Annotated in this window: 13 protein-coding genes and 1 pseudogene; 7 read left to right on the top strand and 7 right to left on the bottom strand. The window is 47.5% G+C overall.

Annotated features, from left to right (window positions below):
• Window positions 1-12: 12 nt before the first annotated feature.
• Window positions 13-1,335, bottom strand: coding sequence for an LLM class flavin-dependent oxidoreductase (locus ACL9RG_RS01435; RefSeq protein ID WP_422790778.1), 1,323 nt, complete (start codon window positions 1,333-1,335; stop codon window positions 13-15).
• Between the two features lie 288 nt (window positions 1,336-1,623).
• On the opposite strand from ACL9RG_RS01435, the gene ACL9RG_RS01430 reads away from it, so the two are divergent.
• From ACL9RG_RS01430 to ACL9RG_RS01400, 7 genes are all read left to right on the top strand, one after another.
• Complete coding sequence (locus ACL9RG_RS01430; protein ID WP_422790777.1) at window positions 1,624-2,547, top strand: ABC transporter substrate-binding protein; 924 nt, start codon at window positions 1,624-1,626, stop codon at window positions 2,545-2,547.
• A gap of 518 nt (window positions 2,548-3,065) precedes the next feature.
• Window positions 3,066-3,989: an ABC transporter substrate-binding protein gene (locus ACL9RG_RS01425; protein WP_422790776.1), complete on the top strand. Its 924-nt coding sequence runs from the start codon at window positions 3,066-3,068 to the stop codon at window positions 3,987-3,989.
• Between the two features lie 10 nt (window positions 3,990-3,999).
• Window positions 4,000-4,551 carry a GNAT family N-acetyltransferase gene (locus tag ACL9RG_RS01420; protein WP_422790775.1) on the top strand — a complete coding sequence of 184 codons (552 nt, stop codon included), beginning with the start codon at window positions 4,000-4,002 and terminating at the stop codon, window positions 4,549-4,551.
• 72 nt (window positions 4,552-4,623) lie between these two features.
• Window positions 4,624-5,514, top strand: coding sequence for an amino acid ABC transporter permease (locus ACL9RG_RS01415; protein WP_422790774.1), 891 nt, complete (start codon window positions 4,624-4,626; stop codon window positions 5,512-5,514).
• Between the two features lie 111 nt (window positions 5,515-5,625).
• The gene (locus ACL9RG_RS01410) at window positions 5,626-6,471 is read left to right on the top strand and encodes an amino acid ABC transporter ATP-binding protein (protein ID WP_422790773.1); all 846 of its coding nucleotides are present in this window, start codon (window positions 5,626-5,628) and stop codon (window positions 6,469-6,471) included.
• A gap of 182 nt (window positions 6,472-6,653) precedes the next feature.
• Window positions 6,654-7,739, top strand: coding sequence for an ABC transporter substrate-binding protein (locus ACL9RG_RS01405; protein WP_422791160.1), 1,086 nt, complete (start codon window positions 6,654-6,656; stop codon window positions 7,737-7,739).
• A gap of 311 nt (window positions 7,740-8,050) precedes the next feature.
• Window positions 8,051-10,189 carry a TonB-dependent receptor family protein gene (locus ACL9RG_RS01400; RefSeq protein WP_422790772.1) on the top strand — a complete coding sequence of 713 codons (2,139 nt, stop codon included), beginning with the start codon at window positions 8,051-8,053 and terminating at the stop codon, window positions 10,187-10,189.
• 115 nt (window positions 10,190-10,304) lie between these two features.
• Here the strand turns inward: ACL9RG_RS01400 and ACL9RG_RS01395 are convergent, their stop codons facing one another.
• From ACL9RG_RS01395 to ACL9RG_RS01370, 6 genes and pseudogenes are all read right to left on the bottom strand, one after another.
• Window positions 10,305-11,753, bottom strand: coding sequence for a serralysin family metalloprotease (locus tag ACL9RG_RS01395; protein ID WP_422790771.1), 1,449 nt, complete (start codon window positions 11,751-11,753; stop codon window positions 10,305-10,307).
• Window positions 11,754-11,924: 171 nt separating this feature from the next.
• Window positions 11,925-13,301 carry a TolC family outer membrane protein gene (locus ACL9RG_RS01390; protein ID WP_422790770.1) on the bottom strand — a complete coding sequence of 459 codons (1,377 nt, stop codon included), beginning with the start codon at window positions 13,299-13,301 and terminating at the stop codon, window positions 11,925-11,927.
• Window positions 13,301-14,611, bottom strand: coding sequence for an HlyD family type I secretion periplasmic adaptor subunit (locus ACL9RG_RS01385; protein ID WP_422791159.1), 1,311 nt, complete (start codon window positions 14,609-14,611; stop codon window positions 13,301-13,303). The genes ACL9RG_RS01390 and ACL9RG_RS01385 overlap by 1 nt, the downstream gene beginning before the upstream one ends.
• Before the next feature lie 41 nt (window positions 14,612-14,652).
• Window positions 14,653-16,359, bottom strand: coding sequence for a type I secretion system permease/ATPase (locus tag ACL9RG_RS01380; protein ID WP_422790769.1), 1,707 nt, complete (start codon window positions 16,357-16,359; stop codon window positions 14,653-14,655).
• Between the two features lie 56 nt (window positions 16,360-16,415).
• Entirely contained in the window at window positions 16,416-16,781 is a 366-nt protein-coding gene (locus ACL9RG_RS01375; protein WP_422790768.1) for an AprI/Inh family metalloprotease inhibitor, read from the bottom strand.
• Window positions 16,782-17,221: 440 nt separating this feature from the next.
• Window positions 17,222-18,087, bottom strand: a pseudogene (locus ACL9RG_RS01370) (efflux RND transporter permease subunit); the annotation flags it as partial.
• Window positions 18,088-18,499: the final 412 nt, after the last annotated feature.

The following is an 18,499-nucleotide window of genomic DNA, read 5'->3' as shown; positions in this document are numbered from 1 at the left end:
AGCCCGACGGGTTTACGCAGTAATAGTCGCCACTTTCGTGTAGCGGTTCTGCTTAAACGGCAGTTCTAGTCTTTCTCGCAGCGTTTTTGAATCGTTGTCTGGCGACCAGTAGCCGCGTTGCTGTAGGACTGGCAGTACCCAGCGGACGATATCGTCTAGGGCTTCGGTAAGTACCGGGCCGTTGATGATGAAGCCGCTGACATTACCTTCTTCTACCCAGCTAATCAGTTTATCGGCGACTTGTTCCGGCGTGCCGAAGAACTCGCCGCGTGAGAAGGTGGCTTCGAAAGCGACTTCGCGCAGGGTGAGGTTCTGCTCTTTCGCCTGACGTTTTATCTGATCGGTATTCGAGCGGAAGGTGTTTTGACCTAAATCTCCCAACTCCGGGAACGGGCCGTCCAGCGGATATTGTGAGAAGTCATGATGATCGAAGAAACGTCCAAGATAGGCCAGCGCATCTTCTTCGGAAATCAGCGACAGCAGATAACGATATTTCTCTTCGGCCTCGGCTTCGGTCGCGCCAACAATCGGGCTGAATCCCGGATAAATACCTACCGGCTGACGACCGTTCTTAGCCACCTCGGCCTGCAATTTTTCAGCATAGGCTTTGGCTTCCTCTAGGTTACGAGAATTAGTGAATACTGCGTCGGCAGATTTCCCCGCCAAGGTAATGCCCGCATCCGATGCGCCTGCCTGGAAGATCACCGGCTGGCCCTGTGATGAGCGTTTGATATTTAACGGCCCTTCTACCGAGAAGAACTGCCCTTGGTGGTTAAGCTTATGCAGTTTGGCGGCGTCAAAGAACACCCCGCTTTCTCTATCGCGGATTAAGGCGTCATCCTCCCAAGAGTCCCATAATCCCTGCACCACATGAATATATTCTTCAGCGATTTTATAACGCAGCGAATGTTCTGGGTGCGCCTTACCAAAGTTCAGCGCCGACCCGGCCAACGGTGACGTCACTACATTCCATCCGGCACGACCATTACTGATGTTATCGAGGCTGGCGAGCTGGCGCGCAATCGTGAAAGGATCGCTATAAGAGGTAGAAATAGTGCCAGCCAGACCAATTTGTTTGGTCACGCTAGCCAATGACGAGAGCAGCGCTACCGGCTCGAAGCGATTGAGGAAATGCGGTAATGATTTTTCATTAATATGCAGACCGTCAGCAATGAACAAAAAATCAAAACTGGCCGCTTCTGCCGCTTGGGCTAATTCACGGTAATAGTCAAAGTTTACGCTGGCATCAGCAGGCACTTTTTCATGACGCCAGGAATTCATATGACCACCCGCACCCTGCAACATCAAACCGAATTTAATGCGCTTTTTACTCATGTTATTTCATCCATAGAATAGTGATAACTTATAGCTTCAGGTTTTCACAAAATAACAGTTAAGCTAAATATAAAATTATTGATAGCTTTGCCACTCTTCATCTAATGAATTGATTGGCATAAAAACATCATCGACATCTATTACACTTCTGTTTATTTAGAGATGAATAATCTCATTTGCTTTTTATCGGTTTTAAAAATCACTTTTGTTGTTTTACTTCATCTATTCACTGCCCAATAGTGAAATTACACACAGTCAGAGGCGTAAAAAACAAGGATAAATAATAATATGATGATAAGTACGAAAATAACGGCAGCTGTCGCATTATTAGGTTTTTCAATCATGGTACAGGCGGCACCGGGTATTGACCTGATTGCCAATGAAACACCACTCCATACGCCACCAAGCCCCGAAGCGATTGCCAAAATTCCGGCCAATTACCATTTTGTCGAACCGGGTACCTTTACCGCCGCTGTCACACTGATTGGCAGTGCCCCACCGTTTGGTTTATATGCCCGCGACAATAAAACGGTGATCGGCAGCGAAGCGGATATCGCCCGTCTGGTAGCCGACAGTTTGGGGCTGAAATTAAAACTGGTGCCCGCCGCTTGGGAAGACTGGCCGCTGGGCGTTACGTCCGGCAAATATGATGCCGCGTTCTTTAATATTACGGTGACCAAAGAGCGTAAAACCAAGTTTGATTTTGCCACTTATCGCCAGGATAACATTGCGTTTTACGTTAAAAGTGACAGCAAAATTACCTCGATGACCCACGCCCCCGATATTGCTGGCAAACGTATTCTGGTCGGCTCCGGCACCAACCAAGAGGCGATTTTGTTAGCCTGGGATAAAGAGAACCGCGCCAAGGGCTTAGCGCCATTCGAGCCGCTTTATGTCACCGATGATGCCGCTGCCACGCTGGCGATACAATCAGGACGAGCCGATGCTATCTTTGCCCCCAATGCCACCTCGGCCTATAAAGCCAAGCTAACCGGGAAAATAAAATTAGTGGGCTTAGTACCCGGCGGCTGGCCGAAAACTGCCGATATTGCCGTGACGCTGAAAAAAGGCACTGGGTTGGTAAATGCCGTGCAAGCAGCGCTAAATAACACCATTGCTAACGGTACTTACCTGCAAGTATTAGATCGCTGGGGTGAAGAGGCAGAAAAAATCGACCATTCACAAATTAACCCACCAGGATTAGGGGATTAATGGTTGAGGCCCATGGATGGGCCTGAGCAATATATACCCGTCATACTTGAAGTTGCTTCTGCGTTGGCTACGTTACTCGGCCCATCCGTGGGCCTCGCCCCGTTGGGGCTCACCCTGCGGGCCAGCGCAAAGCGCTGTTCAAATCAGTTCCAGACTGATTTGTCATTCCCTTGCCGCCTTGAGGCAACTCCAATTATTTTTGGTATAGATAAAGATTAATAGATGAAAGTCTTATTCCTACATCTCAAACACTAAGCCTACATATAAAATCATGGCTAACTTTGCTAATTTTTATCTAATGATTCAATCGATATAATCTACTTATTCTCTTTCAACTTACTATTCCGCTCTTAACTTTCGACTTCTCCCCTTATTTGCTTTTTATCAATTTCAAAAGTCATTTTTGTTGTTTTACTTAAAAACGCCGCTGATGAATAGTGAATTAGCAGATGGCTAGACAGCTATAAAATAGATACAGACAAAACATATACCTATAAATACGTATGGATAAATACATTATGATGCTTAGCACCAAAATAACGGCAATCGCCGCTTTATTAAGTTTTTCAATTATTGCACAAGCTGCCCCTGGGATTGACCTGGTCGCAAATGAAACGCCTGTTGATGCACCAAAAAGCGCCGAAGCCATTGCTAAGATCCCGGCCAATTATCAATTTGTTGAGCCAGGTACTTTTACCGTTGCCGTCACCGTATTTGGCAGCGCACCGCCGTTTGGTTTATATGCACGTGATAATAAAACGATTATCGGTAGTGAAGCAGATATTGCCCGCCTGATTGCCGATGGTTTGGGGCTGAAGCTAAAACTGGTTCCGGCGTCATGGGAAGACTGGCCACTGGGCGTGACATCCAGAAAATATGATGCGGCTATCTACAATATTACCGTCACTAAAGAGCGTAAAACCAAATTCGACTTTGCCACCTATCGCCAAGATAACGTGGCGTTCTATGTCAAAAGCGACAGTAAAATCACCTCAATCAAAAGCGCGCCAGATATTGCAGGCAAACGTATTCTGGTCGGCTCCGGCACCAACCAAGAGGCGATTTTGTTGGCTTGGGATAAAGAGAACCGTGCTAAGGGCTTAGCGCCATTCCAGCCGCTTTATGTGCCTGACGATGCCGGCATTATTCTGGCGCTGCAATCTGGGCGCGCCGATGCCACCTTCGGCCCCAATGTTACCGCCGCTTATAAAGCCAAGTTAAATGGCAAAACCAAATTAGTCGGCACGGTACCAGGCGGCTGGCCGAAAACGGCTGATATCGCCGTGACGCTGAAAAAAGGCACCGGCCTGGTTGATGCAGTACAGACTTCACTTAATAGCGCCATTGCCAATGGCACCTATCTACAAGTGTTAGACCGTTGGGGTGAAGAGTCCGAGAAAATTAGCCATTCAGAAATCAACCCACCGGGCTTGGGCGATTGAGGATAGCGGTATGAGCAACGATATTTTTATTCAAACCTTACCTGACGATCCGCTGATTGCACCGGTTATCAGCGGGCTGTTTGCCGAATATGCCTCTCGTTATGGCGATTATTTCGGTGGCAAGTCAGAGATTGAACCCGCTTCTTTATATGCGCCGCCCGATGGCGCATTCATTGTGTTATTACGTGAAAACGTCCCCATTGCGATGGGGGCATTCAAGCGTTACAACGCCAATACTGCCGAACTAAAACGCATCTGGAGCGCATCGCATCTGCGTCGTCAGGGGCTGGCACAAAAAGTATTGCAGGAGCTAGAGAAACGCGCATTGCAGCAGGGCTATCAGCAGCTGTTTCTCACCACTGGCTTTCGCCAACCCGAAGCCGTAGCGCTGTATTTATCAAAAGGCTACCAACCTCATTTCGACACGTCTGTAGACCCGGTAGTTTATTCGCTGCCGCCTTACGACGGACGCTTACCCTTTACCAAAGTGCTGGTTGAGCCTGCTAGTGCCTTTCAACAAACCGAGCTGCAGCCCTGTTGTCCGTTATCGCGCAGCGCATAACCAACGACAACAATATCCAGGGATCGCACGCCAATTGGCTGCGTTAATCGCCTCACTCAGCCAGAGAATGTTATGAGTCAGATCAATTCAACAAATAGTCAGCATCCTACCAGTGATGTACATATTGCCAGCAGCGAACCACTGCAGGTGGTGCCCGCTCGCTATCCGTTACGCCTGCTGGGAGCGATATTTTCAGTATTTATACTGCTGGCGATTATTCAATCGGTGGCCACCAACCCGCGCTGGGAATGGGGCGTATTCCGTCAGTGGTTTTTTGACCCCTATATTCTGTCAGGATTGGGCAAAACCCTGTTGTTAACTCTGCTTGGTACCCTCTTCGGGATTATTTTTGGTACCGCGCTGGCGCTGGCCCGCTTGTCTCAATCTTATTTATTAAACAGCCTGGCCTGGGGTTATATCTGGCTGTTTCGCTCATTACCGTTATTGCTGGTACTGATTATTCTCTACAACTTCTCCTACCTGTACGAGAATTTATCGCTGGGTATCCCTTTCACCCCATGGGTTTTTTATACCCACTCGACGGTTGACGTCTTAAATCAATTCTCTGTCGCGGTATTGGGTTTATCACTGGTGCAGTCAGCTTATACCGCCGAGATTATTCGCGGCGGGATACTTGGCGTTGATGCTGGCCAGCATGAAGCCGCAGCGGCATTGGGTTTGCCAGCTTATCGCCGTACCTTCCGCATTATTATTCCGCAGGCGCTGCGCGCGATTTTACCGACCGGTTTTAATGAAATTATTGGGCTGGCGAAAGGCACCTCAATTGTTTATGTGCTGTCGATGCCTGAACTGTTTTACACCGTACAAGTTATCTATAACCGCACACAGCAGGTGATCCCGCTGCTGATGGTGGCGGCTGTGTGGTATCTGGTGATCACCACCGTGTTATCGGTATTGCAGTATTACGTCGAACGTTATTTTTCTCGTGGCGCGGTGCGTTAAGGCCCCATTCCTATTCAACTATCTATCCCCCACATACCTGGAGTGGCGGCAAATCATCTCAGCTAACGCCGAGGCCATACCCAGTATGACGAGGATAACGGAGTCAATATTATGTCTGAAGCCTTCGATCTATTCGTACCGCAACCGGTTTTACGTCAGGTGGAAAATACGCACCGCCAGCCGGGTGCTGATAATCAGCGTGGCCGCATTGAAATTAGCCATTTAAGTAAACATTTCGCTAGCCATAAAGCGCTCGATGACGTCAGCCTGACGATTGAGCCCGGCACGGTAACGGTGATCCTCGGGCCATCGGGCTCCGGTAAATCTACCCTGCTGCGTACTATCAACCATTTAGAAAGAGTGGATAGCGGTCATATTCGCATTGATGGCGATTATGTTGGTTACCAGCGTAAGGGCAATAAGCTGTATGAGCTGAAAGAACATGCGATCCTTAAGCAGCGTACTCACGTCGGCTATGTGTTCCAAAACTTTAATCTATTCCCGCATCTGTCGGTGCTCGACAATATTATTGAAGCGCCGATTGTTCACCGCCTGTTAACCCGCAAACAGGCCATAGAACGCGCTTATGAGCTGCTAGATACCGTTGGTCTGCGGGCCAAGGCCAATGCCTATCCGCGCCATCTTTCCGGCGGGCAACAGCAGCGTATTGCGATTGCCCGCGCGCTGGCATTGAATCCGAAGGTCATGCTGTTTGATGAGCCGACCTCAGCGCTGGACCCAGAATTGGTGGGTGAAGTACTTGATGTGATTAAAAAACTGGCCAGCTCTGGCGTCACCCTAGTGGTAGTGACACACGAGATTGGTTTTGCTCGCCAGGTTGCCGACCAAATTGTCTTTATGGTCGATGGTAAAATTGTTGAATCTGGCACCGCCAGCCAGGTCCTCGACGCGCCGCGTCACAGCAGAACCCGCAGTTTCCTGGAAAAAGTCTTATAGCCCACAGGCCCAGGGACGGGCAAATAAGCAACAACATCGCATAGCAAACACGGTCGAGACTTGATGTGAGTTAGAAGGAGAGGCATTATCATTATCACTCTCAGCTCTGCCTTCTTTTTCTATTCAAGGAATCCTCCATGTTTGCTGGTTATCTTCGTGGGCTGCTCGCCGCGAGCGTATTAATGGTGTCGGCGTTCGCCCAGGCCGCTCCGATTGTTGTCACCGACGTGGCTGGCCGTCAGGTCACGTTACAACACCCTGCCCAGCGCGTGATGCTGGCGGATTCTCGGGCTTTGCTGGCGCTGAATATTATCCACCCTGATAATCCGTTGAAAGATATCGTTGCCTGGGACAACTGGCTGACGAAAAAATCTACCGATATCAAGCAAGCGTACGAAAAGAAGTTCCCTGAGATTAATAAGATCCCAACCTTCGATAACCCTTATACCACCGACTTCAGCGTAGAAAATGCGGTAACGGTTAAACCAGACTTGGTTATTTTTGATATCGGTTTACTCAGCAAGCTGCAAAACAGCGGCACTTTAAGTCTGCTGGAGAAGGTCAACATTCCGGTGCTGTTCATCGATTTCCGTCAAAAACCGCTGGCTAATACCGTGCCAAGCATGGCGTTGCTGGGCAAAGTGTTTGGCGAGGAGAAAAATGCCCAAGCCTTTATCGATTTCTACCAACAGCGTCTGGATCTGATCCGTCAGCGTGTCGCCACGTTGAAACCCGATCAGCGCCCAAGCGTATTTATCGAGCGCCACGCTGGCTTATCCGGTGACGATTGCTGTTCGACCTTCGGCACCGGCAGTTTTGGTGAATTTATCGATGTTGCCGGTGGCAATAATATCGGCAGCAAGCTGTTCAACGGCATGATGGGCGGCGATATCAATACTGAGCAACTGATTGCCAGCAACCCAACCTTCTACCTGATGACCGGCGCCGACTGGAAACGCGGTGGCAAACCAACGCTGGCGGTTCCGCTGGGTTACACCACCGATGAAGCTACCGTACAAAAAAGCCTGGCGCATCTGACCCAGCGTAAAGCGATTAATGTACTCAGCGCAGTAAAAGAAAAACGCGTATTGGTGCTCTATCACCAATTCTACGATATGCCGTTTAATATTATCGCGGTGGAAGAAATCGCCAAGTTCCTGCATCCAGACTTGTTTAAAGACATTGATCCCTTGGCAGATATGAAGATGCTGCACCAGAAATTTACCTCTATCGATTACAGCGGCGTGTTCTGGGCAACACCTCAGTAAAGGTTTACCTAACGGGGGGAAGATGTTCCCCCGTTTCCCCGCCAAGATATTGCTAATGCAGTTTCCGCATATATTCGTTCTGTTAGCCGACAAGACGCGCTTTTGAAAGTCCAAATCTTCATCAAACTCGTGCTCGATGCAGGTAACTGGATCTCTCCCCTTCTCCGCGCTTTTCCTTATACTTTTTCGTTATTTATTCATCGTAAATTACTTGTTGAAAATTCCTTTACCAACCCTTTACACAATAATAATTATCATTATGATTACGCTTCTCATAAAAAAGCCAGTTTACCTTCCTTAAGGATTCATTAATGCCTCCGTTTTTTAGGGTTTCTTTGCTAGCGGCTTCTGTTGCGCTGGCGCTTCCTGCACATGCTGACGACACCAAAACTCAAAATGACAAATCAGGGGATACCATTTCCGTAGTCGGAAACTGGCTAGATAATCCTGACACCAGCTCGGTGGTACTTAACCACCCGGGCGCACGTACCATCGTGACCCAAAAGCAGATTCATGAACAAGGCGACCAGACGGTAGCCGATACGCTGCGCGGTATTCCAGGCGTGCAGGTGCGTGATAGCAACGGCACCGGCGGTAGCGATATCTCTCTAAACGTCGGCGTGCGTGGTTTAACGTCTCGCCTGTCCCCACGCTCCACTATTCTGATGGACGGCGTGCCGCTGGCCGTTGCTCCATACGGGCAGCCACAATTGTCTATGGCACCGTTGGGCGTGGGTAACTTGCAGTCGGTTGACGTGATTCGTGGCGCAGGTGCGGTACGTTACGGACCGCAAAACGTTGGCGGCATCATTAACTTCGTGACCAAAGACATTCCTAAAGATTTCGGAGGAGCGGTCAGCGCACAGACGCAAGGCGCGAGCCATGGCGGTCTGAAAACCCTGACCAGCGCTTCACTTGGCGGTACGGCTGATAATGGTTTCGGTGCCGAGTTGCTCTATTCTGGCCTGCACGGTCAAGGATATCGTGACAACAATGACAATACCGATATCGACGATTTCATGCTGAAAACCCGTTATGCCTTCACCGATCATGACGAACTGCAAGCTAACTTCCACTACTACGATGCGACGTCTGGTATGCCTGGCGGCCTGTCATCTAAGCAGTATGCACAGAACCCGTTCCAGTCCACCCGCCCGTGGGACCAATTTGAAGGCCGCCGCAAGGATATGTCCTTCAAATATAAACATCAGGAAGATGACAAGCAGTTTGAACTGTTGACCTACTTCACCAACAGTTTTAGAGGCAGCAGCATTGAATATGTAGGTACTGGCACCGGCGCGAATATCAACAATAACCGCTTCTACGCCGCACCTCGTCACTATACAACCTATGCCATTGAGCCGAGTTACTCACAATTATTCCGTTTCTGGGATATGTCGCATGAAGTCACCGTAGGTTATCGTTATCTCAATGAAACGACTGACGAGAAAGGTTTCCGTTCTGGTTGGTATAACCCGGCAACAACTTATTCTGCACCAGACGCCTATGCTAACTATTATCAGCATACCTCAGGTGGTACCGCGGCAAATGCTACCTATATTGACGATGCAATTAACGTGGGTAACTGGACCATCACCCCAGGTATTCGTTACGAAAGCATCAAAACTCACATAGATGACTCGTTTGGTGGCATCAGCCGCGAAAAGCAATACAGCCAACCGCTGCCGTCACTGAACGTGATGTACCATCTGACCGATTCGTGGAATGTGTTTGCTAACGCCAACACTTCGTTCGGCAGCATGCAGTACTTCCAGTTGACCAAAGGTGGCAGCGGCAACCAACCAGCGCCAGGCCTGACGCCAGAAAAAGCGCATACTTATGAAGTCGGTACTCGCTACGATGACACGATTGTCAAAGCCGAGCTGACCGCGTTCTATATCAACTTCGACAATCAGTTGCAGTACATCGATAATGTCGTTGGCTGGACCAACCTCGGTGCCACCAAACATAAGGGTATCGAAACGGCACTGAGCTACGACCTGAGTGATTTGAGTCATAAACTCGATGGCGTGAGCGTTTATACCAGCTACACCTATACCAAAGCAGAAACCGAAGACGGTGCGTTCGCCGGTAAAGACTTGCCGTTCTATTCTCGCCAAGTGTTCACCGCAGGTACCCGTTACGAAACCGGCAACTGGGTATGGAATGTTGACAGCTACGCGCAGTCTAAACAGTACTCACCGGGCACCGGCACACAATACATCACCGATGAAAGTGCCGACGGCCAGTACGGTAATATCATGGGTTACATGGTATGGAACGCCCGTGGTGAATACCACTTTGGCAAACAGTTCTCGAACCTGACTTTAGGTGCGGGCATCAAAAACCTGTTTGATCAGCGCTACTTCACCCGTTCTAACGACAACAACTTCGGTAAGTATGTTGGCGAGCCAAGAACCTTCTACGTTCAAGGGTCTATCGCTTTCTAAGTTAAGTCTGTAAACGCTAAAAGCCCGATATGTGTAAACATACCGGGCTTTTTTTATGGGAACCGGTTTTAGCCAGCCCTGTCAATACAGCGTGATAAACAAGACGCCTTTGTTATCAGGCCAGCGCGAAATCAGACTGGGTCAGATGAGCGCCGACCACTTTGAGCAAGAAGTCGTTTTGCGCAGTGCCATCAGCCAAGTGAATAGCAACATCATTGATAGAGTCTTGCTGATTGAAGCTGATTTTGATCTCAGCATTGGCCCCGGTGAAGTTATCCACAAAGCGTAAACTGTCGCCGTCTTTGCCAGTATTAAAATAGCTGAGATCGATCAAGTCTTCACCATGCGTGAAGTCTTTAATAATATCAGTGGCAGTCGCCGTCGACTCATTAGCATCGAAATAAACAAAGGTATCTTTACCCGCACCGCCGTAGAGAATATCAGCACCTTTGCCACCGTAAATCACATCATTACCGGCACCGCCTTTAATGACATTATCAGCATCATTACCAATCAAGATGTCATTGCCACTACCGCCAATAGCATTCTCGATAATCGCCCCTTTTGCGATGGAAACATTGCCTTTCCCGCCGCCAACATCAGAGAATGAGAGTTCGTTGAGGTTAATGCGCTGATCCTGTGAATAACCAGAAAAGTCCAACGTATCGTTACCACCACCGTCCCACACCGCAAAGACAGCTTTTTGGCTTGCAGAGGTGATAGTCAGGTAATCACGTCCGGTATTGGAGTTGAAACCATAAATGGTATCATCGGAGCGCGTCTCCATATTGGCACCGTAGAGTTTCTGAATCGCGGCGATATCACTGATCAACGGGCCTGCTGAGTGTTGCCCCACTAGATCCTGACCGGTATAAGTGGCATTAAAATAACTCATAATGCTGTACGCACGGCTGTCTTCAAAATAGGTGGCACTTTTGTCGTACGTTGCCTTTTCTTCATCCTTGGCATCATAGTCTCCAGGATGCTTCAGACCCAACGTATGGCCAATTTCATGAGTTATTGTTTGCCGACCATACTGCCCGGCATTTATATCTCCGTCTTTGAAAGTATGGTTTTGTGCATTATACCAAGTTTGCCCTGAGTTGCCGCTTTGCACGGGTCCATTCGGATAGTATCCAAACGCATAATCATCCTTGCTGCTGTAATCAAATTTACCAAAGGTGATATTTGCCTTGCTGGCATCACTGACTTCGGTAAATTTGATATTGGCTACGTCAGACCAACTTTGCAGTGAGAGACGGGCGGCGGCGCGTTCATCAATATTAAAAGAAGAAAAGCCCGATAGCTTCGAAGGTATATTCTTCGGCGCACTGTCCCAGAATCCATAGGTCAGGGAAACAGGTTTCGCATCGATACTGGCATGCCAGCTAAAATTGCCACGCAGTAATGCAGATGACGCTTTATCAACCCCTATAGACTCGTGCTTGACCGTGATACTAGCATCTTGATTGGCAATATAAGCGTGCTGGAACTTCAGAACTTTATCAGCCGAAGTCGATGCCGATTGCGCAGAAAGTGCATTGGCCTTTTTCGATACACTCATAATATTTCCTCTTCTTCAGTATATTAATCACATAGCTACATGATCCCTTTGGGAACCCAGTAGGTATGTGCATTTACGACATCCTCCGTGGAGGTGCTATCGTTCATGAAGCGACAGTTCGGTTGTAAGTTATGAGTTCTACCTGTGCACTTTCTATCTCGTCACTGGCGGCTAGACTTTCGAAAAATACCGCGCAACTTTCAGCAGGTCCCCTTCGGCGAGCGTTCCCGAATCGCTCAGTAAATTTACCCAGGCTTTAATATAATTATATTTTGCCGTCGCCAGATCTCGTTGTGTTGAAAACAACTGTTGTTGCGCATTGAGTACATCAATATTGGCTCGTTGACCGGCCATAACGCTCTTACGAGTGGCTTCTACCTGTAAAGATGCCGCTTTTTCTGCCAGTTCATAGGCTGCCAGACGCGTTTTACTGCTCATGCAAGCGTTATATTGTTTGCGTAAATCATTGAGGGTAGAAATGACCTGTTCATCTTTTTCATACATTGCCTGCCCGTATTTGGCGACCGCCTGACGCGTCGAGGCGCTGACACCACCGCCTGAATAAATCGGCACGTTTACCCTGATACCAATACTGTCGGTGCGATATTTTTGATTAACGGTATTGTCGCTGCTTGAATCATTTTCTGAATGAGAAGCATAGAGTTGTACCTGCGGCATAAAACCAGCACGGTTCTTTTCTATCTCATATTTTGCCGCTTCAATTGCATCACGCGATGAGGCCAACACCGGATTATGTCGAAGCGCCAGGGCTTCCCAATCGGCATATTTTTCTGGCGATAGTGTTAATACTTCAAATTTACCGGGGCGGATAGTTTGCATACCGTCTAGTTGAGAAAGCGGCACACCTATCATTGCTTCTAAATTTCGCTGGGTGGCATCTAAATCATCTCTGGCATCGATGAGTTGGGCTTCTGACAGACTATAGCGAGCCTCCGTTTCGCTAATATCCGTCACCGTTCCTTCCCCTGCTTGATACAGATGCTGATTTAAATTGAGCTGCTGTTTTAATACCTCACGCTGCTGCTCGGCTAGCATCACCTGATCGACAGCATTAGCTACATCGACATAAGCGGTAATGACACGTACCGCCAGATTAAGATATTTCCCGCGATAGCGTTGATCCGCTATCTGCGCTTGTACCAACCCGGCTTTATAATTGGCGTAGGCCTCATAATCGAAAAGTGGCTGTGTCAATACGACAGAACTGGCATAACTACGGTATTGCCGATGCTGAGTGGCTTGCGAGATCCCCCCCAGAATATCGCGCTGCGGGTATTTTTGAGTCTGCCAGTTACGAGGGCCATTCTGATAACTCATTGAAACTTGAGGTAACAGCCCGGCCTTGCCGATGTTTTCACTTTCCAGCCCGGCATCACGCTCTTTGAGAGCCGCCTGAAAGGTCGGATCTTTTTCTAAAGCCAGCGCATAAGCATCCAACACGCCTAATGCATAACCAGGACGAGGTACAAAGGAGCCAGCCAGAACTAACGGCAATGCGATAAAAAGCACGCGCTTAAATAACATCATCACTCCTCCGTGAGCGCTGTTGAAGCTCGGTCAACGATAGGTTTAAACAGATAATTCAGTAATGAACGCGAGCCGGTCTTCACAAATACCTCAACCGACATACCAGGTTTAATATCTTGTACATTCAACGCTTTCATACCTTCTGGCGTGACCGTAACTTGCATCTGATAATAAGGCTCGCCGGTATTTTTATCGGTCAAACGGTCAGCAGAAACTAAACTGACTGTTCCTTGAATTCGTGGTGTCCGAGATTGGTTCAACGCGGTAAACATCAGGTCTACCGGCAACCCGTTGTACACCTTATCAATCAGATTGACTTGCAGATGGGTATCCACCACCAGATTGCTTTGTGATGGCACAACATCCATCAGGTGGTCACTGGCGGTAACGACGCCGCCACGGGTAAAGATATTTTTGCCCATTACCGTGCCATCAACGGGGGATTTAATCACCGTATTGCCGAGGTCAAAGTCCGCCGTATCCAGCCGGTTTTTCGTGTCATTGACCTCTAACTGAGTACGAGCCAGCTCAGTACGCACATCGCGTTGATAATCAGCGAGACGTTGGTCTATACGGTATTTGGTTTCCTGCAATTGCTTTTGCAACTGACCGATTCGCCCCAGGGTTTCATCGTAGCCACTGCGTACATCGGCATACTGTCTTTGTAATTCAAGATAGCGATTACGCGGCACATAACCTTCAGCTGTCAGTGATTTCAGATTACGCATCTGCTCACTCAGCGTAGAAATTTGTACTTGCTTACTCAGCTGTGAATCTTGCAACCCTTTCAGTTGCATGCGCATACCATCAATTGACTGAAGATTACCGTCAATCTCACTTTTCAATGCCAGCCGCCGCGAGCTGAATAACTGCGTTTGTAGCGCAATGATTTCTTGCACTCGTGGCTGGTCGTTAAATGCCGTTAATGTTTTAGAAAACGTAATCTTGTCTTGGTCTTGTTGTTCGGCCAATAAGCGGCTCTCGCTGGCCAATGCGTTATAATATTGGTCGCGCAAAGAACCGACTTGAGCAAGAGCCTGAACCGAGCTTAATTCGAGTAATACCTGCCCGGCCTTAACCCGATCGCCATCATTAACAAGAATGTCTTTCACCACCCCACTTGCCGGGGCCTGAATAGTTTTTCTATTCCCAGAAACAATCACTGAACCGGGGGAAGCAACGCCTTTATCCAGCGGGGCAAACGCCGACCAAATAAACGCACTGCCAAGCCCCAGAATAATAACTAGCCATCCCAGACGGAGAAAGCGCCGCTCATCTAGCAGTTCGTCGCTCATGGCATCATGGTTCATCACATCATTGTTTATAACATCATTGTTTATAACATCATGATTCATGACATCACCGCCTTGGGATTCTGATTTTGCGAGAGTTTGTTAATCACCTCTTGTGTCGTGCCAAACTCTCGGCAACGCCCATCAACCAGCAATAACAGTTTATTGGTCATTGCCAACAGGCTCTTACGGTGAGTGATTAACACCACCGTTTTTCCTGATTGTCTGAGTGAATGGATAGCGTGGTTTAGCGCGCGATCGCCAGCGTCATCAAGATTAGAATTAGGTTCATCGAGAATAATCAGCATTGGGTCGCCATAGAGTGCACGCGCCAGCCCAATTCTTTGGCGTTGGCCGCCTGACAGCCCCGCACCTCCGGCACCAATCACCGTGTCATAGCCTTCAGGCAAATGCAGAATCATCTCGTGGACGCCGGCAACTTTAGCCGCCTCCACTACTTTCTCACTATCTATCTCACTGAAGCGGCAGATATTTTCAGCAATAGAGCCGGAAAATAGTTCAATACTTTGCGGTAGGTAGCCCATATAAGGCCCCAGTTCTTCCTTATCCCACTGGAAAATATCCGCATTATCTAGCCTGACAATCCCTTCTTGAACCGGCCAAATTCCGGCCAATAAACGCGCCAGGGTTGATTTTCCAGAGGCACTTGGGCCAATCACACCAAGCACATCTCCCGGTTCAATACCAAAACTGAGCTGGGTAATTACCGGCATACCTTTACGCCCCGGAGGCGCCGCGCTCACGTTCTGTACCGAAAGCTTACCTACAGGAGCAGGCAGGCTCATCCCCTTCTCGCGGGCCGGATGCTGATCTAACAAAGTCACCAAACGCTGATAGCTCAAACGAGCCGAGCTCCAGCTTTTCCAGGCATTAATTACCTGTTCAATCGGTGCTAAAGCTCGCCCCATCAGGATAGAACCGGCAATCATCATTCCGGGAGACATCTTGCCATCCAACACCAACCAACAGCCGAGTCCGAGCACTAATGACTGCAATGACAGTCGTACAAAACGAGTTAGTGCGTTGACACCTGCCGCTCTTTCACTGGCGATACGCTGAAAATTAAGGAATTTTAAATGCAAGACTAGCCAGCGTTGTTTTAAATCCGCCAACATCCCCATCCCTTCAATAACTTCAGCATTACGCAAATTAGTACTGGCCTGTGCGCCGGATAAAATTGATAGGCGGCTGGCTTGAGTCAATGGGTTTTTGGAGCTTTTCTCATTCACAACCGCGAGCACAATCAGTAATAAAGCACCGATTAAAGAGAAAACACCCAGCCAGACGTTAAAGAGAAAGATAACCAGCAAATAGAGAGGGAACCAAGGCGCATCAAAAAAGGAAAACAGCCCATTCCCAGTGATAAATTGACGCAGATTAGTTAAATCATTCAGCATTTGCCCGGCATCGGAAGACTCATTACTGAGTTGCGAACGGTATGCGGCGGTATAAATACGGGTATTGAGCTGCCTGTCCATCTGCATACTCACTCTGACAACAACCATGCTACGCGCATATTCTAATAACGACATAACGGCATACATTGCCAGCATCATCAGCGTCAACATAAGCAAAGTAATATCATTGCGTGAGGTCAATACACGGTCGTAAACCTGTAGCATATATACCGAGGGTACGAGCATAAGTATATTGATGCAGGCCGTAAAAACGCCCACCGCCACAAATATTTTGCGACGCGATTTAAGTATATTGATAATTTCATTACGAGGTAAAATTTGGCTCACGTATCCCTCTTCCATTATTCGCCAACGCATCCAAAATATAGCTTCTGATTTGTCAGTTATTTCTTACTTAATATGAATATGCCTTTCGCGTTGTCATCAAGGCGGAAATGCGGTTCGTAACCGGAAAAAAACATCAGCGTCGCGCCATCTGCATTTAAAAATGCAATACCATCGGGTTCAGGTCGCCAAGCCACTGTTTCTGGTACAACGATATCAGCACAGTTATCGCCTACTTTCGCGAACTGGTATCCATTGGCTTGAGGAAGACTGGTATGACTTAAGGTCACTACACAGTTTTTTTTATCGTGTTCTATCAGCCAATTACCAGCCAGACTCGTTGCTGAGGGTAAAGAGAGACTACTGGCCATTACGCCTCCGCTTAATCCAATAAAAAACAAAACTCCCATGTACAATCTAGGCATAAAAACCCCGATAAAAAGAGGTGTATTTCATTTACTCTTCAGCAGAAAACCAAAAAAAACTTAATATATATTCCATTACCACATGCATCTTGAATTTACATAAAAAATAAGAAATTTACTGTTTCTTTACTAAGAATAGCATTCATTAACGAGATGTAAAGAGATGGGGAGAGCTATTTATTGCAGATATTTATGATGATGTTTAATAAGCCAACATTGACTAATAATAATCCGTACTCGCTAACCTATAGCTATCATTTACTCATGCCAATTGATTATATTTCACACAATGAAAATAAAATAAGACAATTCTCAATCTTATATATTGATAATCAAAAATGAGTGTTTAAGCTAACTTTGCCTTCCGTGGCACATATTAGCTCCCGGTTAAGAGAGCATTTTCCTAATCAGATGAGGGAATAAACGATAAAACAGAGTCTTTAGCGGTTTAATGTATTCTTATTTGCCACGACATCAGCGCCCAAACTTTCAGCAGTTATGCCCCCTCCTAACACTTTATAAAGGGTAATCAAGTTATTATATTGTGCCTGCTGAGTGGCAATCAGCGACTGACGAGCGCTATACAGCGTGCGTTGTGCATCTAACATGTTCAGATAATTATCTACGCCAAACTGATAACGCTTTTCGGCCAATGAATAGTACTGCTGTGAGGATGCAACATAATCGCTTTGCGCAGAAACCTGCTCCTTAATAGTCCCTTGCCGTGCAAGCGCATCGGCAATTTCCTGGAAGGCAGTTTGCACACTTTTTTCATAGGTGGCGATATAGAGATCTTTCTGCGCCTTGCTGTAGTTAAGCTGCGCGGTGTTATAGCCGCCGGTGAAAATTGGCAAACTAATATTTGGCAGAAAACCAGAAGGCAGACGGACATACATCACACCAACCGCGACGATTAATAAGCCGTACAATAGCAACCAGCGAATTGGCCCTTGGATAACTTTACCAATTTTATTGGCATAGCTTTCCTGTACCCGGTTGTAGCTACGGTTGAACCAGCCGAGCATGCCTTTATTGGTTAATTCGCTATGCGCAGGTTTTAACAATGTGGCGCACAGCGCTGGCCCGAGTGTCAGCGCCATTACCACTGACAGCACCATAGAAGAGACAATTGTGATAGAGAATTGGCGGTAAATAACGCCGGTAGCCCCCCGAAGAAAGCCATTGGCAGGAAGACCGCAGAAAGGACCATCGCGATGCCGACTAATGCGCTAGTGATTTCCTTCATCGATTTTTCGGTGGCCTCACGCGGCGAAAGCTTCTCTTCGTACATCACCCGTTCCACGTTTCAGCCGCAAAGAGATCAATCTCAGCCTGCCTGCGCCCCCTCTTTCGCAAAATTTCCGAATAGAAATCATTAACGAAACCAGCTCTATTTGTGAGCATTTTTTACGGATAGCGAAGAAACAACGCTCAAACTATGGGATGAGAACAACGCGGAAAGACTGGTATGACCAAGATCGGATAGGAATGCGTCAGTTTTTTGCAAAAAATTTCGCCAATAACAATAGTCTTAGTGCGTCTTTTCGCAAAAATTTAGCAAAATTTATTATGACGGTTTCGTGACAAGAATGAATAAAAAAACATAAAAATATCAATAAATTACGAAGAATGAGGTGAAGGAAGAATGCTAATTTTCTGACAGATAAGCTTTATTAATAGGCACATCATAAACTGTTGTAAAAATAAACACCTATCAA

This window comes from Rouxiella sp. Mn2063 (assembly GCF_049319665.1).
Taxonomy (GTDB): domain Bacteria; phylum Pseudomonadota; class Gammaproteobacteria; order Enterobacterales; family Enterobacteriaceae; genus JBMOUD01.
This window is presented reverse-complemented; position numbering and strand designations above follow the sequence as displayed.